The 26147-nt window shown below is 48.6% G+C and carries 24 protein-coding genes; 11 read left to right on the top strand and 13 right to left on the bottom strand.

What is annotated here, in order from left to right; all coding sequences use genetic code 11:
• The first annotated feature begins 13 nt into the window (after positions 1-13).
• Positions 14-241 carry a KH domain-containing protein gene (locus ASJ33_RS03005; protein WP_010936343.1) on the top strand — a complete coding sequence of 76 codons (228 nt, stop codon included), beginning with the start codon at positions 14-16 and terminating at the stop codon, positions 239-241.
• 89 nt (positions 242-330) lie between these two features.
• A complete protein-coding gene (gene rimM, locus ASJ33_RS03000; protein ID WP_041331697.1) occupies positions 331-831 on the top strand; it encodes a ribosome maturation factor RimM in 501 nt (166 codons plus the stop codon).
• A gap of 71 nt (positions 832-902) precedes the next feature.
• Here the strand turns inward: rimM and ASJ33_RS02995 are convergent, their stop codons facing one another.
• The 10 genes from ASJ33_RS02995 to ASJ33_RS02950 form a co-directional block, all read right to left on the bottom strand.
• Positions 903-1325 (bottom strand): F0F1 ATP synthase subunit epsilon, encoded by a 423-nt coding sequence (locus ASJ33_RS02995; protein ID WP_012881823.1) that lies wholly within the window; start codon positions 1323-1325, stop codon positions 903-905.
• A gap of 24 nt (positions 1326-1349) precedes the next feature.
• Positions 1350-2744: a F0F1 ATP synthase subunit beta gene (atpD, locus tag ASJ33_RS02990; protein WP_023652075.1), complete on the bottom strand. Its 1395-nt coding sequence runs from the start codon at positions 2742-2744 to the stop codon at positions 1350-1352.
• A gap of 15 nt (positions 2745-2759) precedes the next feature.
• On the bottom strand, positions 2760-3617 hold the full coding sequence (gene atpG / locus ASJ33_RS02985) for an ATP synthase F1 subunit gamma (protein WP_041330734.1): 858 nt from the start codon (positions 3615-3617) through the stop codon (positions 2760-2762).
• 24 nt (positions 3618-3641) lie between these two features.
• Positions 3642-5153, bottom strand: coding sequence for a F0F1 ATP synthase subunit alpha (gene atpA / locus ASJ33_RS02980; protein WP_012881820.1), 1512 nt, complete (start codon positions 5151-5153; stop codon positions 3642-3644).
• A gap of 22 nt (positions 5154-5175) precedes the next feature.
• Entirely contained in the window at positions 5176-5718 is a 543-nt protein-coding gene (gene atpH / locus ASJ33_RS02975) for an ATP synthase F1 subunit delta (protein WP_010936337.1), read from the bottom strand.
• A 20-nt stretch (positions 5719-5738) separates the two neighbouring features.
• Entirely contained in the window at positions 5739-6248 is a 510-nt protein-coding gene (atpF, locus tag ASJ33_RS02970) for a F0F1 ATP synthase subunit B (RefSeq protein ID WP_041330732.1), read from the bottom strand.
• A gap of 24 nt (positions 6249-6272) precedes the next feature.
• Complete coding sequence (gene atpE / locus ASJ33_RS02965) at positions 6273-6503, bottom strand: ATP synthase F0 subunit C (protein WP_010936335.1); 231 nt, start codon at positions 6501-6503, stop codon at positions 6273-6275.
• Positions 6504-6543: 40 nt separating this feature from the next.
• Positions 6544-7488, bottom strand: a complete 945-nt coding sequence (locus tag ASJ33_RS02960) for a F0F1 ATP synthase subunit A (RefSeq protein WP_041330731.1) — start codon at positions 7486-7488, stop codon at positions 6544-6546.
• Between the two features lie 2 nt (positions 7489-7490).
• The gene (locus ASJ33_RS02955) at positions 7491-7706 is read right to left on the bottom strand and encodes an AtpZ/AtpI family protein (protein WP_236886629.1); all 216 of its coding nucleotides are present in this window, start codon (positions 7704-7706) and stop codon (positions 7491-7493) included.
• 75 nt (positions 7707-7781) lie between these two features.
• Complete coding sequence (locus ASJ33_RS02950) at positions 7782-8351, bottom strand: bifunctional nuclease family protein (protein WP_012881815.1); 570 nt, start codon at positions 8349-8351, stop codon at positions 7782-7784.
• 300 nt (positions 8352-8651) lie between these two features.
• On the opposite strand from ASJ33_RS02950, the gene ppsA reads away from it, so the two are divergent.
• The 5 genes from ppsA to ASJ33_RS02925 all read left to right on the top strand — a co-directional run bounded on the left by ppsA (position 8652) and on the right by ASJ33_RS02925 (position 18052).
• The gene (gene ppsA / locus ASJ33_RS02945) at positions 8652-10928 is read left to right on the top strand and encodes a phosphoenolpyruvate synthase (protein ID WP_023652069.1); all 2277 of its coding nucleotides are present in this window, start codon (positions 8652-8654) and stop codon (positions 10926-10928) included.
• Positions 10925-11962 carry a deoxyguanosinetriphosphate triphosphohydrolase gene (locus ASJ33_RS02940; protein ID WP_023652068.1) on the top strand — a complete coding sequence of 346 codons (1038 nt, stop codon included), beginning with the start codon at positions 10925-10927 and terminating at the stop codon, positions 11960-11962. Before ppsA ends, ASJ33_RS02940 begins: the two co-directional genes overlap by 4 nt.
• A gap of 1 nt (position 11963) precedes the next feature.
• Positions 11964-13736 carry a DNA primase gene (dnaG, locus tag ASJ33_RS02935; RefSeq protein WP_023652067.1) on the top strand — a complete coding sequence of 591 codons (1773 nt, stop codon included), beginning with the start codon at positions 11964-11966 and terminating at the stop codon, positions 13734-13736.
• On the top strand, positions 13737-15299 hold the full coding sequence (rpoD, locus tag ASJ33_RS08620) for an RNA polymerase sigma factor RpoD (protein WP_012881811.1): 1563 nt from the start codon (positions 13737-13739) through the stop codon (positions 15297-15299).
• Between the two features lie 173 nt (positions 15300-15472).
• Positions 15473-18052: an AAA family ATPase gene (locus ASJ33_RS02925; protein ID WP_023652066.1), complete on the top strand. Its 2580-nt coding sequence runs from the start codon at positions 15473-15475 to the stop codon at positions 18050-18052.
• Here the strand turns inward: ASJ33_RS02925 and ASJ33_RS02920 are convergent.
• From ASJ33_RS02920 to uvrA, 3 genes are all read right to left on the bottom strand, one after another.
• Positions 18049-18252, bottom strand: a complete 204-nt coding sequence (locus tag ASJ33_RS02920) for a helix-turn-helix transcriptional regulator (protein ID WP_012881809.1) — start codon at positions 18250-18252, stop codon at positions 18049-18051. The genes ASJ33_RS02925 and ASJ33_RS02920 overlap by 4 nt on opposite strands.
• Before the next feature lie 109 nt (positions 18253-18361).
• A complete protein-coding gene (locus ASJ33_RS02915; RefSeq protein ID WP_041330729.1) occupies positions 18362-18913 on the bottom strand; it encodes an HD domain-containing protein in 552 nt (183 codons plus the stop codon).
• A gap of 66 nt (positions 18914-18979) precedes the next feature.
• On the bottom strand, positions 18980-21820 hold the full coding sequence (gene uvrA / locus ASJ33_RS02910; RefSeq protein ID WP_041330727.1) for an excinuclease ABC subunit UvrA: 2841 nt from the start codon (positions 21818-21820) through the stop codon (positions 18980-18982).
• Positions 21821-22033: 213 nt separating this feature from the next.
• On the opposite strand from uvrA, the gene ASJ33_RS02905 reads away from it, so the two are divergent.
• Genes ASJ33_RS02905 through trxB form a run of 4 tightly spaced genes read left to right on the top strand, consistent with a single transcriptional unit; the run spans position 22034 to position 26087 of the window.
• Positions 22034-23227, top strand: coding sequence for a M20 family metallopeptidase (locus ASJ33_RS02905; protein ID WP_041330726.1), 1194 nt, complete (start codon positions 22034-22036; stop codon positions 23225-23227).
• A gap of 24 nt (positions 23228-23251) precedes the next feature.
• The gene (locus ASJ33_RS02900) at positions 23252-24103 is read left to right on the top strand and encodes an acyl-CoA dehydratase activase (RefSeq protein WP_041330725.1); all 852 of its coding nucleotides are present in this window, start codon (positions 23252-23254) and stop codon (positions 24101-24103) included.
• 39 nt (positions 24104-24142) lie between these two features.
• A complete protein-coding gene (gene plsX / locus ASJ33_RS02895; protein WP_023652061.1) occupies positions 24143-25186 on the top strand; it encodes a phosphate acyltransferase PlsX in 1044 nt (347 codons plus the stop codon).
• A complete protein-coding gene (trxB, locus tag ASJ33_RS02890) occupies positions 25167-26087 on the top strand; it encodes a thioredoxin-disulfide reductase (protein WP_041330724.1) in 921 nt (306 codons plus the stop codon). Before plsX ends, trxB begins: the two co-directional genes overlap by 20 nt.
• The last annotated feature ends 60 nt before the right edge of the window (positions 26088-26147 follow it).

Raw genomic sequence — 26147 nt, 5'->3', positions numbered from 1 at the left:
AGAAGGAGATCCCATGAAAGAACTTGTCGAGTACATCGCCAAATCGCTAGCTGACGAGCCAAATGATGTAGTAGTGACAGAGGAACCTGAAGAAGAAGGCATCAAGCTGACTCTGAAGGTAGCCGATGTAGATAAGGGCAGGATTATCGGCAAGCAGGGCAGGATTGCTCAGGCAATGCGCACCCTCATTCGGGTCAAAGCTGCGAAAGCTGGTAAACGCGCCCGTCTTGAAATTCTTTAGTTAAATAACAAGCCAAGGTCTATCTAAGGTCAACCCCTCCCCCGGCCCGGTGCCGCGGTTCGGGTTGGCCTTATTAATATGTGAAAGAAATGGCTCAAGAAGAATACATTTTAATAGGTAAAGTACTGGGGATATGGGGAATGAACGGCGGCCTTAAAATAGGTGTGCTGACTGATTTCCCTGAACGCTTTGATATCGGAAATAAACTGCTGATAAGACGCACAGCCTATACTGTCAGCCAGACAAGCTGGCAGAAAGCCCAGGCTGTTATTCACCTGAGCGAAATAACCGATATTGATGCCGCAGAGGAGCTTATCGGTGCTCCAGTGGAAATACCGTTCTCCGCCTTAAAAAAACTGCCTGAAGGTGTTTACTATGATTTCCAGCTGATAGGGCTAGAAGTTGTAGGCTTGTCGGGGGAGAAGATTGGGCAGATAAAGGAAATACTCCATATGCCATCTAATGACATATACGTAATCAGTTACGGTGCTAAAGAAGCCCTGATACCGGCGGTCAAGGATGTAGTCAAGGAGATAAACCTGCAGACCGATAAAATGATTATTGACCCCATTCCCGGTTTGCTTGACTAGTTGTCAGTTTGTCAGCCCAAACAAAAAGCCCCTTGTTAAAGGGGCTTTTATCATTTGCAGAGTTGTACCAACTAGACTTGGGGGTGTTTCCGCCGTTTTTCGGCTACCTTCAGGCGTATCATAGCCCGTCGCAGTGAAGCTTCTGTTTCGGCAGCCAGCATACCAGGTTCGTATTTGTCAGCCATGCGGGCTTCAGCCCTCTTCTTGGCCTCGGCAGCCCGGGCAATATCAATTTCCTCTGCCCGTTCAGCACTATCTGCCAACACGATTACCCTGTCAGGCCGTACCTCAAGGAAACCGCCGGAAACCACCATAGAATATTCCTCAGAGCCGATTTTAGCCTTGAGTTCCCCAGCCTGCAAAGCTGTCATCAGCGGGGCATGATGAGGCAGTATGGCCATTTCACCCTCAATACCGGGGGCAACCACCACATCTACCTCTTCGGAAAATACCGACCGTTCCGCAGTAACTATGTCCAGCTTTAATTTAGCCAATTTTTTACCTGCCAGATATAATACTTAGACCGCGCTTAGCTTTTTGGCTTCGGCCACGGCATCATCAATAGTGCCTACCATATAGAAAGCCTGTTCAGGCAAACTGTCATGCTTACCCTCAAGAATTTCCTTAAACCCGCGAATAGTTTCAGCCAAAGATACATACTGACCGGGACGGCCGGTAAATACCTCTGAAACAAACATAGGTTGAGTCAGGAAACGCTGAATTCGGCGGGCACGGGCAACAGTCAGTTTGTCTTCTTCAGAAAGTTCTTCCATACCCAGGATAGCGATAACATCCTGAAGATCCTTATAGCGCTGAAGAACCTTCTGAACGTCACGGGCTACTTTATAATGTTCCTCACCCACTACCTGAGGGTCAAGTATGCGGGAATTGGAAGCCAGCGGATCTACAGCCGGATAAAGAGCCTGTTCGGCCAGTGAACGCTCAAGGGCAATCATAGCATCCAGATGACCGAAAGTGGCGACTACACCGGGATCGGTATAGTCATCTGCCGGTACGTACACAGCCTGGAATGAGGTGATTGAACCCTGTTTGGTAGAAGCAATGCGCTCCTGCAGAGCACCCATTTCAGTGGCCAGAGTGGGCTGATAACCTACAGCAGAAGGCATACGTCCTAAAAGGGCGGATACTTCCATACCAGCCAGGGTATAACGATAGATATTGTCAATAAACAGAAGCACGTCCTGTCTTTCTTCATCACGGAAATATTCGGCCATGGTAAGACCGGTAAGAGCAATACGCAGACGTACTGCGGGAAGCTCATTCATCTGACCGAATACCATGGTAGTCTTGGGAAGCACGCCTGAGTCTTCCATTTCATGCCAAAGGTCATTACCTTCGCGGGAACGTTCACCTACACCGGCAAAAACTGAAAAACCTTCGTGCTCGGTAGCAATGTTACGTATAAGTTCCTGAATAAGAACGGTCTTGCCTACACCTGCACCACCTAAAGCGCCGATCTTACCGCCGCGGGCAAAGGGCGCAATCAGGTCAACAACTTTAAGACCCGTTTCCAATACCTGAGCGGAAGATTCCAGCTCGTCCATAGCGGGAGCCGAGCGGTGAATAGGCATAGTCTTTTCAGATTTTACATCACCCCTGTTATCCAGAGGTTCACCGAGCACGTTAAAAATACGCCCCAAAGTATTACGGCCTACCGGAACCGAAAGCGGTCTTTTGGTATCAATAACCTCGGCGCCGCGCTCCAGACCATCGGTAGGAGTAAAGGAAAGGCACTTTACGCGGTTGTTACCGACGTGTGACTGCACTTCCAGCACCATTTTGCCGTTATCACGGGGAATTTCCAACGCATTAAACAGAGCCGGCATGGAATCTGCCGAAAACTCTACGTCAACAACCGAACCAATTACCTGTATAACCTTTCCGTTTGCCATTATATCCTCCTAGAATTAGGCCAGCGCGGCAGCTCCGCCGACGATGTCCAAAAGCTCATTAGTGATAGATTCCTGACGAGCCTTGTTGTAAATAAGTGTAAGCTCCCCGATAACCTCTTTGGCATTATCAGTAGCATTGCGCATGGCAACCATCCGGGCTGACTGCTCTGAGGCAATAGACTCCAGAATGGCATGATAAACACTCATCTCAACAAAACGGGGTAAAAGCGAATTTAAAACAGTAGCCGATTCCGGCTCGTAAATATATTCCAGATTCTGGCCGGGAGGCAATTCCAGCGGCACTACCGGCAAAAGCTGCTCAAGAACAGGCTTCTGCAGGGCGGTACTTACAAACTGGGTGTAGGAAATAAATACCTGGTCGATCTCCCCGCTCATAAAGTCATCCATAATAACTCTGGAAATGGGAAGCGTGTCCAGATAACCGGGCTTGTCACCCAAATTTATAAACTCTGCCCGCATTTGCTGTTTGATACGGCGGATAAAATCCACGCCCTTACGCCCTACAACTACGGCAGACACCGGAACTTTTTGCTCCATTATGAAAGTACCGGTCTTGCGGTTGATATTTGCAACCAAACCGCCGCACTGACCCCGGTCAGGAGTTATGTGAAGTACGGCTATCTTTTTGACCGGTCTGCGTTCAAGCAAGGGGTGCAAAACTTCACCGCTCTGGGGTAGAGCCGCTAAAGCGGCAATAACCTCGGTGATTTTTTCACTGTAAGACCTACCAGCCAGACCGCGTTCCTGGGCCTTTTTCATTTTAGAGGCCGCAATCATTTCCATAGCCCTGGTAATCTTGGCTATATTACGGACACTGCGGATACGCCTTTTTATTATTCTTATATTAGCCATTTAACTTCCCGCCAGGTTCGAAATTTATGCTACTAAACCCTTCTTATAATCATCCAAAGCGGTCTTAAGGGCTGTCTCGGTTTCAGCAGAGATAGCATTTTCCTTGGTAATATTGTTCAGCACCGAAGCATAGTTCGCTTCGAGGAAGCGATAGAACCCGCTCTCAAAATCACGTACTTTTTCAACTTCTATACTGTCAAGATACCCGTTCAGCACGGCATACAGGATAGCAACCTGATTAGCCATGGGCAACGGCTGGTACTGACCCTGTTTGAGTACCTCGGTGATTCTTTGACCGCGCTCCAGCTGCATACGGGTAGCTTTATCAAGTTCGGAAGTACCGAACTGGGCAAAAGCAGCCAATTCACGATACTGACCCATATCCATCTTCAGTTTGCTGGCAACCTTCTTCATGGCCTTGGTCTGAGCGCTTGAACCCACGCGTGACACCGATATACCCACGTTAACCGCGGGTCGGATACCGGCGTTAAACATATCCGGTTCAAGATAAATCTGTCCATCCGTAATGGAAATAACGTTGGTAGGTACATAAGCCGAAACGTCTCCGGCCTGAGTTTCAATAATGGGCAAAGCGGTCAGCGAACCGCCGCCAAGCTTGTCATTAAGTCTGGCAGCCCGTTCCAACAAACGGCTGTGCAGGTAGAATACATCACCCGGATAAGCCTCACGGCCGGGCGGGCGACGCAGAAGGAGTGAAAGCTGGCGATAAGCCCAGGCATGCTTGGTCAGGTCATCATAAACCACCAAGGCATCTTGACCCTGTTCCATAAACTCTTCACCGATAGCGCAGCCGGCATAAGGTGCCAGATACTGCAAAGCTACTGCGTCAGAAGAGTTTGCCGCAACCACGATAGTATGCTCCATAGCACCGTACTGCTCAAGCAAAGCTACCGTACGGGCTACTTTGGAAGCCTTCTGTCCGATAGCCACATAAATACAAACCAGATCCCCGCCCTTCTGGTTAATAATGGTATCCAGAGCAATGGCGGTTTTACCGGTTGAACGGTCACCAATAATCAGCTCACGCTGACCGCGGCCGATGGGTATCATGGCATCAATAGCTTTGATACCTGTCTGAACCGGAGTGTTTACTGATTTACGGTCAACCACGTTAGGGGCGATACGCTCAAGGGGGCGGGTTGATTCAGCCTTGATAGGGCCTTTGCCGTCCAGAGGGCGGCCTAAAGGGTCTACAACGCGGCCAATCATACCTTTACCAACCGTAATTTCAGAAATACGACCGGTAGCCTTTACTTCGTCGCCTTCTTTAATATTGGAATCTTCGCCCAGAATAACAGCTGCAACGCTGTCTTCTTCAAGGTTAAGGGCAATGCCCATAACACCGCCGGGGAATTCCAAAAGTTCGTTGTACTTGGCATTGGAAAGACCATGAATACGGGCGATGCCATCGCCTACTTCGATAACCGAACCGACGCTGGTCATGCTAACCGGAGCACCGAATTCTTTTATCTGCTCTTTAATAATAGATACTATATCTTGACCACGTGCGCTCAATTACGCCACCTCCTGAGGGTTATCAAATACGTCCCTGACTGATTTCGTTTTGCAGTAAGACCAGCCTCCGACTGACAGAACCATCTATCAGTTTATCCCCGATTCTGGCTTTCAGACCAGCTATCAAGCCGGGGTCTGTTGCAGTTACTACATTTATCTTTTTCCCGGTTATCTTGCTTAACTGCTGTCTGATTATTTCAATATCCGCTTCGCTGGAAGGCTTGGCAGTGGTTACAATAGCATCCTCCACCCCTCTGGCCTCATTCAGCAAACGGTTGTACTCACCTGAAACAGCCCTCATGATACCCAGCCTGCGGGTAGCCACCAGCATATCCACCAGGTTCAGCATCAGCGGGTCTATATTACTCAGCTTGGCAAGGACCTTGTGTTTTCTGGCAGAGGCAATTTTGGGGTTGCTGAGAAACTCAGCAACCGAAGCATCCTCTGTAAGGCTGGAAAGATCCTGTAAATCTTCCTGCCACTTATCCAGAGACTTTTGCTCCTTAGCCAGTTCGTATAATGCCTGCGCATAACGCATGGCTATAGCATAAACTCTTTTGGCCACTGCTTCTCCGTTGCTCTCTTTTAATTTTTTCGCAGGTTGGTGCTATTTTCAAGCACACTGTCAATCAGCGCCTGATGCGCTTTTTTATCTAAAGATTGGTCAATAACCTTGCCGGCCGCCAAAATGGTCAGTTCGGCAAATTCCTTGCGCAGCTGGTCCACTACCTCATCACGTTCCTGACGTATTTCAGTCCGGGCGCGGCTAAGCATAGCTTCAGCTTCAGCCTTAGCTTCCTCTATGGCCTTCTGGCGGATTTCATCACCGGTCTTCACAGCCCGTTCAATCACCAGCTGACCCTGCTGGCTGGCTTCGCCAATCTTCTTTTTAAACTCTTCTTCCGCCCGTTGGGCCTGTTCCTTTACCTGGTCTGTCCGTTCCATGCTTTCCTTGATACGGGCAGAACGCTCGTCAAGTTTGGCCAGAATGGGTTTATAGGCAAACAGATACAGCAGACCTAAGAGTAAACCGAAGTTTACAATCTGGGCTATGAAAGAAGGTATATTTATTCCCAGTTCTGCCAGTTTTTCCACCGGTTTCCTCCTGTATTATGCCCCTTAGGCAACGAAAATAAGTACGATAGAGATAACCAGCGCAAAGATGGCGATGGACTCAGCGAAAGCCACCAAAAGGATCATGTTGGTAAAGATAGAACCCTTGGCTTCAGGATTGCGGCCGATAGCCTGCAAAGCACCAAAACCCAGAATACCTACACCGATACCAGGGCCAATTGCACCCAGACCCATTGCCAAGCCAGCCGCTAAGAGTTTGATTACATCAGCTTCCACTATTGTTTTTCCTCCCTTGTTCTAATTGCATAATACTGAATTAATGATTTTCTTCCCCGTGAGGCGTAACCGCTATCAGGGAGAAGACCAGAGCCAAGTTGCAGAACACCAGCGCCTGTACGAAACCTACCAGCATTTCAAGACCATAGAAAGGTATGCCGATAATGAACGGCGCAAGGAACGTAATCATAAGTATAAGGATTTCGCCGCCTATCATATTGCCGAAAAGACGGAAGGTCAGGCTGATGATACGGACAAACTCCAAGAAAAATTCCAGTAAACCCACAAAGATAGTAATAAAGCCGTTAAATATACCGATTACCCCTTCTTTGTGTCTGAAGGCATTTATAAGGGGTTTGAAGTTGAAAAATTTGCTGAGATAATGAAAACCGCCCAGGGTTTTGATGCCCCAGTACTCCACCATAAAAAAGGTGATGGCAGCCAAAGCCAGAGGCAGGTTAATATCGGTGTTAGCACCACGGAGCAAGTGAGCTTCGTGGCCGTTGCCCAGCTCTATAAATATGGTATTGTAACCGGGTAAAAGGTTCATCCATGCATTTACTATGATAAAAAGGAAGATAGTAGCAACCAGAGGGAAAAACTTACGTCCGAATTTCTCACCGGCAGCATCGACACACATATTGTAAATCCAGCTAAGCACCATCTCCAAAGCACCCTGAAGACGACCGGGAACGAGTTTCATTTTGCGGGTGGCAGCAATACTCAGACCCACCAGCACCAGAATGGTAATCCATGCGGTAAGGATAGTATTAGTAATTACTACAGGACCAATACTGAAAAGCTCGGCTGCCGGAAGCTCCGGCTTAGGGGTGGTAATTTTCATCCAGTCAGGAAATCCAAGATCACCAAAGAGGGCGACACCTATAGGGCCGGACAGGAAACCGACCGCTAAAATTGCCAGTATAGCTATCATTACTGGCCAGAATACCGGCATGGGCATACCTAAAATCTTTTTCTTTGGCACTGTCAATTCCCTTTACCGTTGTTAGTTATCTTCGGCAGCAACCGATAAACGCCGTAAAAGGCCAGAAAAACTCCGCTTAAAAGACCGATCAGTAAGAACAGGGGTGAAAGACCAAAAGTCTCGTCCAGCCATCTGCCGCCCAGAGTCCCCAGCAATATGACAAGGGCAATATACCAGCCCAAACCAAGATACTGAAGACCTGTACCCCATTTGTTCATTACAGCCTCAAAACGCAAAGTAGCATACCAGAATTAGTTCTTTAGGTCAAGAAAACTGCTGTGTATTAATACTTCTCAGGATTTACGCTTGTCAAAATCCTCAAGGTCCAGGTTATCTACAAAATCACGGAAAGCTGACAGCCTTTTAATCTCTTCGTCACTGGCCTTACGGGTCTTTTCACCCTTGCCGCCGGCGGGTGGTTCGGGCAAATCCATTTCGTCCATCGCCCGTTTATCCTGTTCGCGGTCCAGCATGATGCTGGCTTTTTCCAGTACACTGTCAGCCGCATATATAGGTACATTCACCCTTACCGCAAGTGCCAGAGCATCTGACGGGCGGCAATCTATTTCCATTTGCTCGCTGTCTACCTCTAATAATATCTTAGCGTAAAAAGTGTCATTTTTCAGGTCATCTACCACTATGGAGCGTACCTTTGCACCCAGCACATCTATAACTGTACCGAGGAGGTCATGGGTCAAAGGGCGGGGAACTGCCACCCCCTGCAGCTTAACTGCAATAGCCTCAGCCTCAGCTGTACCAATCCAAATAGGCAGATAACGGTCAGAGGTCTTTTCCTTAAGCAAAACTACCCTCTGATAATTCATCAGGCTAACCCTTATGCTGTCTATCGTCATTTCTATCATATTATTATCTGCCTCCTAAGTTTGCCTGACGGCGTACCATGAATTCTACCCCCAAAGAAATGGAGTGTCAATTTGCGTACCTATCTATAACAATCTATGACCTCTGACAGTATTGTAGACATATTAGCCCAAATCCTTAATACTCTACATCCCTCTAAGCTATCTTAATATTTCTCAAGCAAAACTTTGCAAAGATGGGTGAGTTTATGGAATAATACATAGCTCCAGAATAATGATTTTAAATGTCTGGGTGTGCTATCATAAACTACCTGAACCGTCATAGATGAAGGAGATCTACTAATGCAAAAAGGTCATGAGGCTATTGTCTGGTTTAACGAAGTTACGAAGAACGATATCCCTCTGGTCGGCGGTAAAGGCGCTAATTTAGGCGAAATGACCGGCGCCGGTATCCCTGTACCTCCCGGTTATATCGTAACAGCCAATGCCTATTTTGACTTCATAAACAGCTCAAACCTTCGCCCGTCCATCAGCAAGGCTCTTGAGTCACTGGATATCAATGATTCCAAACAACTTGCAGCTGTTGCTAACATCGTAAAGGAAATGATTCTCTCCACCCCCCTGCCTGCCGAACTTGCCACCCAGATTAAGGTTGCATATGAGAAAATGGGGCAAGGCTTGGTAGCAGTACGGTCATCAGCTACGGCTGAGGATTTGCCGGAAGCGTCTTTTGCCGGCCAGCAAAGCACCTACCTTAATATAGAGGGCGGTGACGAAGTTGTTAAGGCTGTTCAGAAATGCTGGGCTTCTTTGTTTGAGGCCAGAGCTATTTACTACAGGGTACAGCAAAACTTTGACCACCTGCAGGTTGGCATCGCCGTACCGGTACAAAAAATGGTACAGTCACAGGCTTCCGGTGTCTGCTTCACTATTGAACCCATCACTTCAGACCCCACTAAAATAGTAATTGAAGCCATATACGGTCTGGGAGAAGGTCTGGTGTCAGGGGAAATTACACCGGACCTTTATATTATAGATAAAGAAGGGCCGTCGGTTCTTTCAAGGACTATCAGCCATCAGGAAAGGCGGCTGGTACGCAAAAACGGCAATTCAGCTTCAGGCGCCGAAGATGAATCCGGCAACAATTACTGGCAACCGGTACCCTCAGCCAAGCAGGAACAGCAAAAGATTACCGAAGACGATATTATTACACTGGCCAAACTGGCCATGCTTATTGAGAAGCACTACAGCGGCCCTCAGGATATTGAATGGGCAAAAGAAGAAAACGAAATTTACATTGTCCAGTCCCGCCCTGTTACCGCACTGAAAGATGCCAGTGAACTGGAACCCGAGATTGAAGCACCCATTCTGCTGCAGGGTGCGGCCGCTTCACCCGGTCTGGCTACCGGCGAAGTCAAAGTGCTTCAAGATCCCTCCGAAATAGATCTGGTAAATCAGGGGGATATTCTGGTAGCCGAAATGACCACCCCTGACTTTGTACCCGCCATGAAACGGGCCGCTGCCATTGTAACCAACCGCGGCGGACGCACCTCCCACGCTGCCATTGTCAGCCGTGAACTGGGTATCCCCTGCGTGGTAGGTACCGGTGAAGCCACCAAACTGCTTAAGAACGGCCAGATGATTACCGTTGACGGTACTCACGGCAAGGTTTATAACGGTAAGGTAACCCGCAACGTAAAAACCAGCAGCATAGCTTCTATAGTACGTGAAGCTATCCGCACCAAAACCCGCGTTTATGTAAACTTAGCCCAGCCTGAACTGGCTGATAAAGTAGCCGCCCGCAATGTAGATGGAGTAGGTCTACTGAGAGCTGAATTTATATTCAGCCAGATAGGCAAACACCCCCGCTACATGATAGAAATGGGCCAGCAGGAAGAATATATCCAGCAGGTATACGAAGGTGTTTTGTCCTTCGCCAAAGCGTTCCATCCCCGACCGGTAGTCTACCGCACCAATGACTTTAAGACTAACGAATACCGTGATCTGCTGGGCGGCGATAAATATGAAGGCCAGGAAGAAAACCCCATGCTGGGGTACCGCGGTGTTTCCCGCTATATTAAAGATATTGAAGTATTCAAGATGGAAATCGAAGCCATCAAGCGGGTACGCAAGGACTATCCGAATGTCTACGTTATGCTTCCCTTTGTCCGTACCGTAGATGAGCTGAAAAAAGTAAAACAGATACTTGAAGATGAGGGGCTGAAAAGAGGGCCTGATTTCAAACTCTGGATGATGGTGGAAGTACCCTCCAATATCTTCCTGATTGACAAGTTTATTGATGCCGGTATAGATGGCATTTCCATAGGTTCAAATGACCTCACCCAGCTGATACTTGGTGTTGACCGTGACAGCGAAATGCTGCGCGAAACCTTTGACGAACGCAATGAAGCAGTTTTGGTAGCCCTGGAAAAAGCCGTTACCACCGCTGCCCGCCGCGGTATTACCGCCTCCATCTGCGGACAGGCACCTTCGGTTTACCCTGAACTGACTGAAAAGCTGGTCTCCTGGGGCATAACCTCGGTTTCTGTCAGTCCTGACATGATAGGCACTACCCGCGAGATTATTGCCAAGGCAGAGGCCAAATTAAAGATTAAATGATTAGCGAGCTTCGCATAAGGGAGCGCATTGAAGCAAGAGAGGAGAACCTCTCCCCTTACGCGGTTAAAAGCCGCCTTTCCCGTGGCAGGCAAAAAGCAGAAGATCCGGACCCGGTTCGCACCTGTTTCCAGCGTGACCGGGACCGGATTATACATTCCAAGGCCTTTCGCCGCTTAAAGCACAAAACCCAGGTCTTCATTGCCCCTTTGGGTGACCACTTTGTGACCCGCCTTACTCATACGCTAGAGGTTACCCAGATAGCCCGGACTATTGCCCGGGCGCTCAACCTTAACGAAGACCTGACCGAAGCCATTTGCCTGGGACATGATCTGGGACATACCCCTTTTGGACATGCCGGCGAAGAGGTTTTAAACGAGCTTTATACTAAAGGTTTTCACCATAACGAACAGAGCCTTCGGGTGGTGGACCTGCTGGAAAAAAACGGGCATGGCCTTAACCTAAGCTTTGAAGTACGTGATGGCATACTCAACCACTCTAAGTCACGCTCAAACATACTCGGGGAAGTGCATAACAAGGCCGCAACTTTTGAAGGGCAGATTTGCCGGATTGCAGATGCGGTTGCCTATATAAACCATGACATCCTGGACTCTATCCGGGCAGGCATTATCAAAGCAAATGACCTGCCGCTGGGTGCGGTTTCGGTGCTGGGCAACAGCCATTCCCAGCGGATAAACACCATGGTGTGTGATATTATAAAAAGTTCGTGGTCATGCACAGGGCTGATTCCCGGTGCGGAGCCGGAAGTTACCATGAGCAACAAGGTGCTGAGTGCCAGCAATACCCTTCGGGATTTCCTGTTTGAACAGGTATATCAGAGCAAAGACCGTAAGGCCGAACATGAAAGGGAAATAGTCCGTTTGTTATACAAATATCTGGTAGACCATCAGGATTTGCTGCCCATGGAATATATAGCCCTGTCTGATAAACCTGAACAGAGGGTTGTTGATTATATTGCGGGTATGACAGACCTATTCACCCTGAGGCTGGCTAAAGAACTTAATCTGGCTGAATAATATGAATGACGCTGTAGAAGAAATAAAGCAAAAACTGGATATTGTGAGCTTTATCGGCCAGTATACCAAACTGACCAAAGCAGGCCGCACTATGCGCGGAATCTGCCCTTTTCACAGCGAAAAACACGGCTCTTTCTTCGTTTATCCCGAAGCCCAAAACTGGCACTGTTTCGGAGCCTGCAATACCGGCGGGGATATTTTTGCTTTCGTAATGAAAAAAGAAGGGCTGGATTTTAAAGGGGCACTGGAACTGCTGGCTGAAAAAGCGGGCATAAGCTTGCCCAGCCAGATAAACCCGCAAATCAGAGACCAGCGTGAGCGCCTGTATGAAATAAATTTGGCAGCCGCCCAATATTACCATAACCTGCTTTTAAACAGCCCCCAAGCCGAAAATGCCCGCAGTTACCTTAAATCACGCGGGCTAAATGACCAATCTCTGGCAGACTTTCAACTGGGATACGCCCTGCCTGAATGGCAGGGGCTTTATGATTATCTTAAAGAACGCAGTTATACAGATGAAGAACTGCTGAAAGCTGGTGTAATAGTCCGCTCTGACGAGGGGCGGATTCATGACCGCTTCCGCAATAATATTATTTACCCCATTGCCAACTACAAAGGGCAGATAGCCGGTTTCGGGGCGCGGGTGATGGATAACTCACAGCCCAAATACCGCAATTCCCCCCAGACAGACCTTTTTGATAAAAGCAGCCTGCTGTACGGTTTGCATCTGGCTTCTGCCAGCATACGGGAAAAGAATCAGGCCATTATAGTGGAAGGCTATATGGATGCCATCATGTCCCACCAAGGCGGTTTTACCAACACGGTGGCCTGTATGGGCACTGCCCTGACTGACCGCCAGATAGCTTTAATAAAACGCCAGACCAAAAATCTGGTATTGGGACTGGATGCGGATTCGGCCGGTGAGGAAGCCACCCTGAGGGCTATAGATTATGAGAACCAGATAGAGTCAGAAATACGGGTAGCCATACCAGAAGGCGGCAAAGACCCTGATGAAATTATCCGCCATGCACCCCAGACCTGGCAGGAGATACTGGATAATGCCCGCCCCCTGCTGGACTATATATTTAAACACAGCCAGAAAGGTCTGGACCTGAGTTCCGCCGCAGGCAAAGCCGGGCTGACCGACCGCCTGCTGCCCATAATATCCAGAATGGAAGACGGAGTACGCCAGTCCCACTACCTGGGCAAGCTGGCTGAAATAGTAAGCACCAGCCAGAACCGTATACTGGAACGGATGAAAAAACTGAAAAATGAAACCCGTATTACCAAAGCTATAGAAAAAGAAACCACATCAACAGCTGTTTCAGCAGCCAAAAACCCGGCTCTGGAGGAATATGCCCTTAGTCTGCTTTTCACCTCAGCAGAGCTTACCCGTTTTGCCGGTAAACTGCACCCTGAATATCTTGAAATACCCCAGTACCGGGAATTGCTGACTGTTTATAATCAATCTGCCGAAAAAGATACCCTGCGGGCGGGTCTTGATGAAAACCTGCGGGAATATTATGACAACTTGATGAATAAAAATGCGGCAAATGATAATATAGAGGATAAGTTTTGCGACCTATGCCTGAGGCTGAGAGAAAGATACCTCAGGAACTTGGCGGTAAAACTGAACCAAGCCTTGAGTGAAATCAACCAGCCGGAAACAGCTGAATACCAGGCGCTGAATGACCAGTGTGTAAAGGTCAACGAAGAATTGCGCAGTGTATTCAGCCTTAAAGACAGACGAAACCAGAAACAGAGGAGACAATAAATGCCAGCTGAGAAAGATAAGAAGGAATTTAGCCCTGACGATATCGATGATGATAAAGATGTGGAACAGGGGCTGGCTGATATCCATGACGAACAGGATGCCGAAGCAGAAAGTGACAAACTGGTAGAGCCTGACCTCAAAGATATAGCCGATACCGACATACCGGCCGAACTAACCGAAGAAGAACTGGCGGCCGAAGCGGATATGATGCCGGACACAGATGAAGAAATCGGCCCGCTTAATATTGACCTTGAAATACCCCTTGAGCAGGTTGATACCCAGGGTATCGTAGATGACCCGGTACGCATGTATCTGCATGAAATCGGCAGGGTACCTTTGCTTTCCGCCGAAGACGAAAAAACCCTGGCTAAGAAAATGGAAGAAGGCAAACGCATACGTGAAATCCGTCAGGAGTGCCTTGAAAAACGCGGACGCTACCCCTCGGCTGCGGAATCTTTCCTGTGCATGCTGAGAGAGCTTGCCCAAGCTACCGAGGTGCTTTTCCAACTGGGGCAGGAACTAAAGGTGGATACTTCTGCCAGTCTGAAAACTATTATCCACAACCCCAAGCTAAGGGCGGCTATTGACCATGAGATTGACCAGCAGCTTACCAAAAATATCTCCGATAATACCGGCAAGAGCATGGCGGAGATTGAGCAGGCATTTATCAATCTGGCTATAAACAGCTCCCTTCTGCCCAAGGTTGTGCTGGATGCCATACCTGAAAAAATGACCATACCGGAAATATCAGACCATACCAACGACCCTGCCTTTATAAGTCACTTGGAACGGCATGAGGCCAGCCTGAAATATTATCTGGATAACCTTGAGATAGATGCCAAACGAGCTGAACGTCACCTTATTCAGGCTAACCTTCGCCTGGTTGTCAGCGTAGCAAAAAAACACATCGGCAGAGGCATGCCCCTGCTTGACCTAATACAGGAAGGCAATATCGGCCTTATACGGGCAGTGGAAAAATTTGATTTCCACCGCGGCTTCAAGTTTTCCACTTACGCCACATGGTGGATACGTCAAGCAATTACCCGGGCTATTGCAGACCAGGCCAGGACTATTCGCATACCTGTCCATATGGTGGAAACCATCAACAAGCTGCTGTCCATAAGCCGGCAGCTGTCACAGAAGCTGGGGCGTGAACCTACCCCAGATGAGATAGCCCTTGAAATGGATTTGCCGCCTGAAAAGGTACGTGAAATTGCCAAGGTATCCCAGCTGCCGGTTTCGCTGGAATCCCCTATAGGCGAAGAGGAAGATAGTCATCTGGGAGACTTTATTGAAGACCAGAACGCTCTGGCTCCGCCGGATGCCGCTTCGCGCCAGCTGCTAAAGGAGCAGATAGATACAGTACTGGGCAGCCTGACTCCACGTGAACGCCGGGTACTTCAGCTCCGCTTTGGTCTGGAAGACGGCCGAAGCCGTACACTGGAAGAAGTGGGCAAAGAATTTAATGTAACACGTGAACGTATCCGCCAAATAGAAGCCAAGGCTCTGCGGAAACTCCGCCACCCCAGCCGCAGCCGCAAACTGAAAGATTACCTGGAATAATAAGCTTGCTTATTAATAACTAAAGACAACCCCTGCCCCAAACGGCAGGGGTTTTTTATTCCGTTTGGCTGGCAGCTCTATATCTCAAATACTTTAATACACATTAAGCTATGAAAATAGCTTTATATTCCCCTTTTTATGCTAAAATATAGGCAGTAAAACTGGAGAGCATTATGATTCCTGTCAAACTCAGAATAAAAAACTTTATGTGCTACCGCGGCGAAATTCCGCCTTTTTCTTTTAATGGGGTGCATACCGCCTGCATCTGCGGCCAAAACGGGGCAGGTAAATCCGCCCTGATAGATGCCATTACCTGGGCACTCTGGGGAAAAAGCCGGGCTAAAAGTGATGATGATGTAGTGTCTCTAAACGAACAGGAAACTGAAGTCAGCCTAGATTTTGAGATTTCGGGTGAACTTTATCAGGTTATCCGCCAACGCCAACGCCCCAAAAAGACCGGAGCAAACGGGCAAAGCCTTTTAAGCTTGTTTTCCATAAAGGATGGGAAACCCCTGAATATCACCGGGGATACCCTGACCCAAACAGAGAAAAAGATAATTTCCATACTGCATATGGACTATGACACCTTTATAAACAGTGCTTTTCTGCGGCAAGGGCATGCCAACCAGTTTACCCAGCAGCCCCCCGGCAAACGCAAGGAAGTACTCTCTAATATACTGGGGTTAGAAATATATGACCAGCTGGAAGACCTGGCCAGACAGGCCGTACGCGAGGCAGAGGCTAAAAAACTGCTTATAGAGCAGAGTATTGCAGACGGCCAAGAAGGGCTGAAATCCAGACCGGAACTGGAAGAAGCTTTAAAAAATACCCGCCTGAGCCTGACAGACGGTGAGGAGAAACTGAAAACCCATATTGCCAAGCTGGAAATCCTCAGGCATAAAAAACATGCCTTTGATGCCAAACAAAGTGCCTGCCTCCAGATAGAAAAAGACCTGCGGGACATATCAAAAGACCAGTCACTTTGGGCACAAAATCAACAGGATATAAAACAGCGTATCAGCATGTTTGAATCACTCTCTGCCCGAAAGGATGAAATCCTTAAAGGTTTTCAGGAATACACCGCCTGCCAAAGTCTGTATGAAAAACACAATCGCGTACTGGCGAAACTAAGACAGTTGGAAAGTTCCAAAAAACCCTTTGAAGATGCCGTTTATAAAGAGGAAAACAGCCTGAAAAACATCCTGACTAAATATCAGGAACATCTCAAAATGCGGCAGGAAACCGCCCAAACCCTGAGCAGGCTGGAACAAGAAAAAAAACAGTCAGACCTGATGCACCTGGAACTGGAAAATGAAGAGACTGTCTTAAAAATCAAGCAAACCAAGCTGGCAGAGATGCAAGGAAGTTTAGCCGGACTAGAGACCGAGTATGCCGGTACAGCCAGAGAAATAAACTCTCTGGAAGAAAAACTAAAACTGCTTATCGAAGCAAGTGAAAGCCGCTGCAACTGCCCCCTGTGCGAAACCGAGCTGGGGCAAGACAAACTCAAACTGGTATTCGGCAAATACCGGACAGAACAAGATGCTAAGGGAAAACAGCAAAGCAGCCTGAAACTAAAGCTTGAGCAGCTGAGGCTGGATATCCAGACTTTAACTGCCCAAATTGAAACTGAAACCAAACGCTTAAACCAAAAACGCAGGCAGTATGAGGGACAGCTGAGCGTACTGGAAAAAGGGATTGCAGACGCCAAAGATGCCGGAACCAAAGCGGCAAAAGGCAGAGAGCTGATTTCGGATATTGAGAAGCAGCTGAACGAACGCAGTTATGCCGTTTCCGAGCAAGCCAGGCTGGCAGTAATTGAAAAAGAGATACTGGAACTGAATTTTGATAATGCCGAATACACCCAAAACCAGCAAACTTTGGCCGGCCTGACCCACTTTGAGGAACAAAAACGCAAACTGGACGAGGCACAAAGCCGCCTGCCGATAGAAAGAGATAGCTTGGAAAAAACGACTTCGGCACTGGCAGAACTCACCGCCCGCCATGATACTAAACTGAGTGAACAGCAAACCCTGCAAAGAGAACTGACTGAACTGCCCGCACTGGAGCAGGAGCTGGAAACCGCCGAAGCCGGATACAAGTTACTCAGCCAAACACAGGATACCTTGAGGCAACAACTTGGTTCGCTCAGCCAGAAAGAAGAACAGTTGAATGAACTTGAAAAAAAGCTGAAAAAACAGGAGCAGGATAAAGAGCAAACCGCCAAAGAAATATACTACTTTGGTAAACTGGCCAGAGCTTTCGGCAAGAAAGACGGCATCCAGACCATGCTCATTGAAGACACCCTGCCCGAACTGGAAAGCGGGGCAGACCTGCTGCTGTCACGGATGACTGACGGGCGTATGCATCTGAGCATAGAAACCCAGCGTTCCACCAAAAAGGGAGACCAGACCGAGACGCTGGATATAAATATCTCGGATGAGCTGGGCACCCGCAACTACGAAACATTCAGCGGGGGTGAGGCTTTCAGGATAGATTTTGCGGTCAGGATTGCCCTGTCACGCCTGCTGGCAAACCGTCTGGGCGCACCCTTGCGGACGCTGATTATTGATGAAGGCTTCGGCACACAGGACTCAACCGGTATTGAACGCCTGAAAGAGGCTATAAACTCTATTCAGGATGAGTTTGACAAGATACTGGTCATAACCCATATAGATGACCTGAAAGATTCTTTCCCCACCCGCATTGAGATAGATAAAACCCCGTCAGGCTCAGCTATACGCTTAAACTAAACATCCCGCAGGATAAAAACGTCATCTATATCTGCGTGCAGGGCTTTGGCTACTTTGTGAGCCAGAATAAGCGAAGGATTGTAAGTACCCTTTTCAAGGTAAAGCATAGTCTGTCGGCTGACACCCACTGTCTCAGCCAGCTCAGCCTGAGTAAGATTGTATCTTGACCGCAGTTCCTTAATACGGGTACGCAGTATCATCAGAAGTTTCCCCTTGCTCTTTCTGTCCGTTAGCATAAAGTACTTATGTTAGAATTATATTACGTATGCGGGACAAAATGCAAAGGGTTAAAGTGTTTGCTGAAAATATTTAAAGCCCTAAATCAGAGGCAACAGCTTGCATAGCACCCAGAGAGATACGGATAAACTCATCCAGCTCCAAACCCAAAACGGAACAGGCGGCTATCTGTTCCCGGTTTGCACCGGCGGCAAAAGACTTTTCCTTAAAGCGTTTGGATACACTTTTAGCTTCCACACAGGCCAGCTTTTTATCCGGCCTGACTAACGCAGCGGCTGTAATAAGCCCAGTTATAGGGTCAGCGCAGAACAAAGCTTTTTCCATACGGCTTTCAGGAAGTATGCCATGAGCCGAATTGTGCACCAGAATAGCCCTGCAAATAGCGTCATTTACGCCTAAAACCGCGGCAATCTCGGCACTGCGTTTACTGTGAAGTGACATATCGTCTTTTACTTCACCCAGATCTATGTCATGTATAAGCCCTGCCATAGCCCATTCGTCTTCGTTTTCACCGAAATATACGGCCAAACTTTTCATCACGGCCTCAACCGCCAGCATATGTTTGACCAGATTTTTATTTTCTATCCGTTTTTCCACTTCAGCTAAAGCAAGCTGCCTGTCCATATTTATCTCTCCGCTGATTAGTCTTCATAAATTTGCCACTGCCGCCTGACAGCAGACCGTAATTTCTTAAGCCGGTTTAATTTTCGGCAAAACCCGCCTTAGGTATTTACCTGTCACAGAAGCTTTGTTTAAGGCAATCTCCTCAGGAATGCCCTCAGCCACAATCTGCCCGCCTTTTACGCCCGCACCCGGCCCCAGGTCTATAATCCAGTCGGCATTTTTAATAACGTCCAGCTGGTGTTCAATCACAACCACCGTATTGCCGCTGTCCACCAGCCGCTGGAGCACCCGCAAAAGCGCCGCCACATCTTCAAAAGAAAGCCCGGTGGTAGGTTCGTCCAATATGTATAAAGTCCGCCCGGTAGCCCGCTTGGAAAGCTCGGTTGCCAGCTTGATGCGCTGGGCTTCACCCCCGGATAAGGTGGGTGCCGGCTGGCCGATGCGGATATATCCCAAACCCACGTCCTGCAATGTTTGGAGCTTGGAACTAATTTTGGGGAAATTTTCAAAAAATTCCAGTGCCCTGTCCACCGTCATATCCAGCACATCGGCAATGGTCTTGTCTTTAAATTTTATCTCCAGCACTTCACGGTTATAACGCGCCCCGTGACAGACCTCACAGGGCACAGTCACATCCGGCAGGAACTGCATTTCTATCTGGATATAACCCTCACCACCGCAGGTCTCGCAGCGGCCGCCTTTTATGTTAAATGAAAACCGCCCCGGTCCGTAGCCTTTCACTTTGGCTTCAGGCACAGAGGCAAACAGTTCCCTTATATGGGTAAATGCCCCGGTATAGGTGGCCGGATTTGAACGGGGTGTCCGCCCGATGGGTGACTGGTTAATCTCTATTATTTTATCAATATGTTCCGTGCCGGTTATAGCATCCGCTCCGCCCGCCCGGTCTTTTGCCCCGTAAAATACCTGCGCCAGATGTTTAAAAAGTATATCGGTAACCAGTGTGGATTTGCCGCTGCCAGATACGCCGCTGACACAGACCAGCTTGCCAAGCGGAATATGTACGTCTATATTTTTCAGGTTATTCTGGCGGGCACCCAATACTACTATTTCCTGTCCGTTACCGTCCCGCCGTTTTTCGGGAACAGGAATGACCTTAACACCCGAAAGATATTGACCGGTTAGCGAAGCCGGGTTTTGCATTATTTCGGTAATATTACCGGTAGCCACTACCCGCCCGCCGTGTTCACCTGCCCCCGGCCCCATATCTATAATATAGTCCGCTGCCCGCATCACGGATTCATCATGCTCCACTACCAGTATGGTATTGCCCAAATCACGCAGCTTTTGCAGGGTTTCCACCAGACGGGTATCATCTGCGGGATGCAAGCCTATAGTAGGTTCATCACAAACATACAGCACCCCCATCAGCCCTGAGCCTATCTGGGATGCCAGACGTATCCGCTGGGCTTCACCGCCGGAAAGCGTGCCGGCAATACGGTCTACAGTCAGGTATTCCAAACCTACATTGTTTAAAAAACCCAAACGTGAACGTATCTCTTTGAGTATCTGGGCGGCAATAAGCTGTTCGCGTTTGTTAAATATGGTATTCTTGCCAGCCAGTTCATTTGCCCACTTAAACTGCTCATCTACAGACATGGCCGCAACATCAGCAATATTAAGCTCGCCTATTTTTACTGACAAGGCTTCCTTGCGAAGCCTTTTACCGCCGCAGGCCTGGCACGGGCTGGCCAGCATGTATTTTTCAATGCTTTCCCTTACCCCCTGAGATTCGCTGTCACGATAAAGCCTATCCAGACGGGGTATAATCCCCTCAAAACCGCTGGTATATTCCCGTACCCGCCCGTAACGGTTGCGGTATTTATGAATATCACCGCCCTCACCATAAAGCAGTACCTGCATCTGGGCGGGAGTAAAAGTAGAGACAGGTTTATTAACCGAAAAACCCGCCCGGCGGGCTAAATCTTCCACCTGCCCGAAATACCAGTTTTGAGTTTGATATGGGCTGATAGCCCCGTCAGCCAGAGACAAGCTCTTGTCCGGTATGATTAAATCAGGGTCAAGCTCCATCTTGGCACCAAGTCCCATACAAGTTGGACAGGCACCGTGGGGGGTATTAAAGCTGAAAGTCCGGGGTTCTATCTCACCCAGACTTACCCCGCAGTCAGCACAGGAAAATTTTTCTGAAAAAAGCATATCCTGCCCGTCTACCACAGATATTATTACCAGCCCGCCGCCCAGTTTCAGGGCAGTTTCAACCGAATCTGCAATCCGCCCCTGCCCACCTGCCTGACCAACCACCAACCGGTCTACTACGGCTTCTATATCATGTTTTTTATTTTTATCCAGCTCTATTTCTTCAGACAAATCCCTGATCTGCCCGTCTACCCTCACTCTGGCGTAACCTGACTTACGCAGGTCTTTAAACATCTGGGCATACTCGCCCTTGCGCCCCCGCACCAGCGGCCCCAGAATAAGTATTTTTGTACCCTCCGCAAGAGTTTGAACGGCATCTGTTATCTGTTCCACGCTCTGGGCGGAAATCTCCTTGCCGCACTCAGGGCAGTGAGGGTGACCGGTACGGGCAAACAACAAACGCAAATAATCATATATTTCAGTTACCGTACCCACGGTAGAACGGGGGTTGTGGCTGACGCCCTTCTGGTCAATGGCTATAGCCGGAGAAAGCCCCTCTATATGGTCTACATCCGGTTTTTCCATCCTGCCCAGAAACTGGCGGGCGTATGATGAAAGAGACTCCATATAACGGCGCTGACCTTCGGCATAAACGGTATCAAAAGCCAGTGAACTCTTACCTGACCCCGAAAGCCCGGTCACAACCACCAGCTTGTCACGGGGAATCTGAACATCTATATTTTTGAGGTTGTGTTCGCGGGCACCTTTTATCTTTATATATTCCTGAGCCACAGGTATGGTCTCCTGTTCATTTATTTGTAAGGGCAAATCAAAACATGTGTTCTAATATTTTACACCATAATGCTTAACAAGCCAAGACCAAACCCATACCGAAGCCATAACACTACTTTGCCTGACTTTCAGAAAGGATTTCCTCCTTCCGTTGATCACACAAAACAGGAAAGTAAATGGTATTTCGGGCTGGTTTGGGATATAATCAGGCCAATGTCAGATAACAATCTTGCCAATATCAAAAGTGCCGTTATTAAAATGATTGACACTGAAAAGGGCAGTTTGGAAGAGCTGTCTCTTAAGCTGCATGCCAACCCTGAGCTGGGCTATCAGGAATATAAAGCTGTAGAATGGTTGTGCGAATACCTGTCCAGACACAACTTCAGCATTGAAAAAAATTTAGGCGGCCTCAAGACTGCCTTTAAAGCCACCTTTGGTCAGGGCAAACCGGTAGTAGGTTTTCTGGCTGAGTATGACGCCCTGCCCCAGCTGGGTCATGCCTGCGGCCATAACCTTATTGCCACCTCGGCAGCAGGTGCAGTCATAGCCGCCCGTATGGCCGCCAAACTTTACGGAGGAACGGTGTGTCTTATCGGCACTCCGGCTGAAGAACTTAGCGGCGGAAAAATACAGATGGTAGAAAAGGGTATATTTAAAGAACTGAATGCGGCGCTTATAGCCCACCCCGGCAATGATGATATTGCCACCACTCAGGCACTTGCCTGTGTTACCCTGAATGTAGAGTATTTCGGTAAAGAATCCCATGCCGCCGCTCACCCTGATAAAGGCATAAACGCACTTGATGCCATAGTGCTGGCCTATACCAGCCTCAATTCACTTCGCCAGCACATAGAGCCGGGTGCCCGTATTCACGGCATTATTACCGACGGGGGCAAAGCGGCTAATATCGTACCGGGACATTCCGCCGGCACTTTCCTGATACGCTCCCAGACTATGCCCTACCTTAAAGAGCTGATGGATAGGGTGCTGGACTGCTTTAAATCTGCCGCTCAGGCTACCGGTGCCCGTTTGGAATACCGCTTTGATAAATCCATATATGCCCCCATGAATAACAACATAACACTGGCAAATTTATATGTAACAAACATGGATATGCTGAGCCGCAAGACTTTGCTCGAAGACCCTGAGATGAATTTTGGAAGTACTGACATGGGCAACGTCAGTCAAATTGTACCCAGCCTGCATGGGTATTACTCCATCACCCGTAAAGAAGTTTCCGGCCATACCGAAGAATTTGCTTCTGCCGCCTGTTCGTCAAAGGGTATTAAAGGTGCTCTAGATGCCGCCAAGGCTATGGCTATGACCGCAGCTGATTTACTCGGCAACCCAGCCAATCTGGATAAAGTACGAACAGAATTTCAAAAATCTACCCGGCCATCCGCCTGACACTTCCGGCCACAGGTTATTTAGATGAACATTTTTCTGGGCATTGACAGCGGTTCCGTATCTACCAAAATAATATGCCTGTCACCGTCTGCCGAACTGGCAGACTGGATATATCTGCCTACAGCCGGAGACCCGCTAAGTACACTGCGGACGGGGCTGAGACAATTACAACACCGTTTGCCGGAAGATACCAGCGTATTGGGAGTGGCCGTAACCGGCAGTGCCCGTGAGCTGGTAGCCGAAGCAGTGGGTGCAGATATGGTCAAAAACGAAATCAGCTCACAAGCCAAAGCGGCTGCCCACCTGATACCCGATGTAAAAACAGTAATAGAGATTGGCGGGCAGGACAGCAAACTTATCCTGCTGGAAAACGGGTTTGTATCTGATTTTGCCATGAATACTGTCTGTGCCGCCGGCACCGGCAGCTTTCTGGAGCACCAATCCCGCAGGCTTAACCTTTCACTGGAGGAAATGGGGAAACTGGCTCATTTCAGCCAAAACCCTATTGAACTTAAAGGACGCTGCACGGTATTTGTAGAATCAGATATGATTCACTTTCAGCAAACCGGCAGCAGCCGTCCCGATATTGTTTACGGTTTATGTAAAGCTCTTGTCAGAAATTATCTGAATGACCTGGGGCTGCACAAGGAAATCCGCCAGCCGGTGGTTTTTCAGGGTGGGGTTGCCCGGAACCCGGCTATGAAAAAAGCCTTTGAAGAAGAACTGGGTTTTTCACTGATAGTCCCGCCCCGGCCGGAAATAACCGGGGCTTTGGGTGCGGCTTTGCTGCTTTGTCAGGAAAGAGAGACGAATAGTCCAGCCAAGCCCACCAACTTTCGGGGGTTTGAAACCCCTTTTCTCCGGGAGAAAGTATAGTCCCGGTTTTATTAAGATGAATTTTCAAAGAGGATATAGATGATAATAGCGGTAGATGTAGACGGGGGTGACTACGCCCCGAAGGAAATTATCAAAGGTGCACTTAAGGCTGCCCAGGAGTACAAAATTGGTCTTATCCTGCTGGGTAAAAAAGAGGTTATTCACGTCCATGCGGGACACTACCTGAAGAAATACCCTATAGAAATAGTCCATTGCCCCCAAACCATTACCTTTAACGAACATGCGGTGGAAGCAATCAAGGGCAAACCTAAGTCAGCTATTGTTATTGGCACTTCCCTGGTCAAACAGGGCAAGGCAGATGCCTTCATCTCTGCCGGTAACACCGGTGCGGTGCTGGCTGCCGCCTTTTTTATTCTGGGCAAAATAGACGGGGTTGAACGCCCGGCACTGGGTGCCATTATTACCACCCGCCCCCACATCCCTTCCCTGCTGATAGATGCCGGTGCAAATGCCGAGTGCCGCCCCAACCATCTGGATGAATTCGCCCACCTGGGCAATATTTATGCCAAGCAGGTGCTGGGACTTGAAAAACCCCGAATTGGGCTGCTGAATAACGGGGAAGAGGAAGCCAAGGGTACCAAGCTCACACTGGAAACCCACCAGCTGCTAAAAAAGAGCCAACTGAATTTTATCGGCAATATAGAGGGGCATGATATCTCCCTTAATAAAGCGGATGTGATTGTAACAGACGGCTTTACCGGAAACGTTGTACTCAAAACGTTGGAGGGGCTGGGGGATGCCCTGCTTAAGCTGCGGAAAGTAGGCCATGCCATTGACAGTGCCGCCCACCTGAGAGGCAGAGCTTTGCTGGCTGACGTAGGCTTGGGCTCTATGGTAAAAGGCATGGATTTTGAAGAATGCGGCGGTGCCTGCCTGCTGGGAGTAAAAGGAACAGTTATAGTTGCCCACGGCCGAAGCCATGCCAGAGCTATCAAAAATGCTATCGGTCTGGCTAAACGCACTGCCGAAAAAGGGGTGGATAAGCTGATTGCCGAAGATGTACGCTTGCGCACCCTAACAGCTACGGAAGGAGACCAGAACCATGTCAACACCCCTGTATGACGTAATAATTATAGGCGGAGGCCCGGCCGGGCTGACTGCCGCTCTGTATACCGGCAGGGCAAAACTTAAGACACTGGTTATTGAACGCGCATTTATTGGCGGGCAGATAACCCGTTCGGAAAAAGTGGATAACTACCCCGGCTTCCCGGAGGGTATCACCGGTTTTGACCTGACCCAACAAATGCAAATACAAGCCGAAAAATACGGGACGGAGATAACTTCGGCAGAGGTAACTGCCCTTAATAAAGCCAAAGACAGCTTTGAAATTAGCACCGAAGCTGGCAAACTAAGCGGGCGTTGTATTATTATCTGCGGCGGAACCGAACGCAATAAGCTGGGCGTTCCCGGTGAAGAGGAGTTTTCAGGACGGGGTGTTTCCTACTGTGCCACCTGTGATGCCCCTTTTTACAATGACAAGGTTGTTGCAGCAGTAGGCGGGGGAAACATGGCAATTTACGAAGCCCTGCACCTGTCCGAGTTTGCAAAAAAAGTTTACCTGATTCATCGCCGGCAGGGTTTCCGGGCAGATGCGGTATTAATAGATAAAGCAAAAAGCAAGGGCAATATTGAAATGGTGCTGGATACGGTAATCACTGCCATAAACGGCAAAGACAGTATTCAGTCACTCTCATTAAATAACCTTAAAACCCAAAAAACATCTGACCTGCCGGTAAACGGGCTTTTTGTAGCCGTGGGCTTACAGCCGAATACCGCCTACCTGAAGGGGGTGGTGGATATGGATAAAAACGGCAGTATACTGGTAAATGACCAGATGGAAACATCAGTAAGCGGCATACTCTGTGCCGGGGATATCCGAAGCGGCTCAATCAGGCAGGTTATATCCGCCGCCGGAGATGGGGCAGTTGCCGCCCTTTCCGCCAAACGCTATCTTGACCGATAAATTATATTATTTAAGAGTACAAAACCGGTACGCTTTTCCAGTATAATAGTAAATTAAAAA

The organism is Dehalococcoides mccartyi (assembly GCF_001889305.1).
In the GTDB taxonomy this organism is placed as follows: domain Bacteria; phylum Chloroflexota; class Dehalococcoidia; order Dehalococcoidales; family Dehalococcoidaceae; genus Dehalococcoides; species Dehalococcoides mccartyi_A.
Note: the sequence above shows the minus strand (reverse complement) of the source record. Positions and strands in the feature narration are given on the sequence as shown.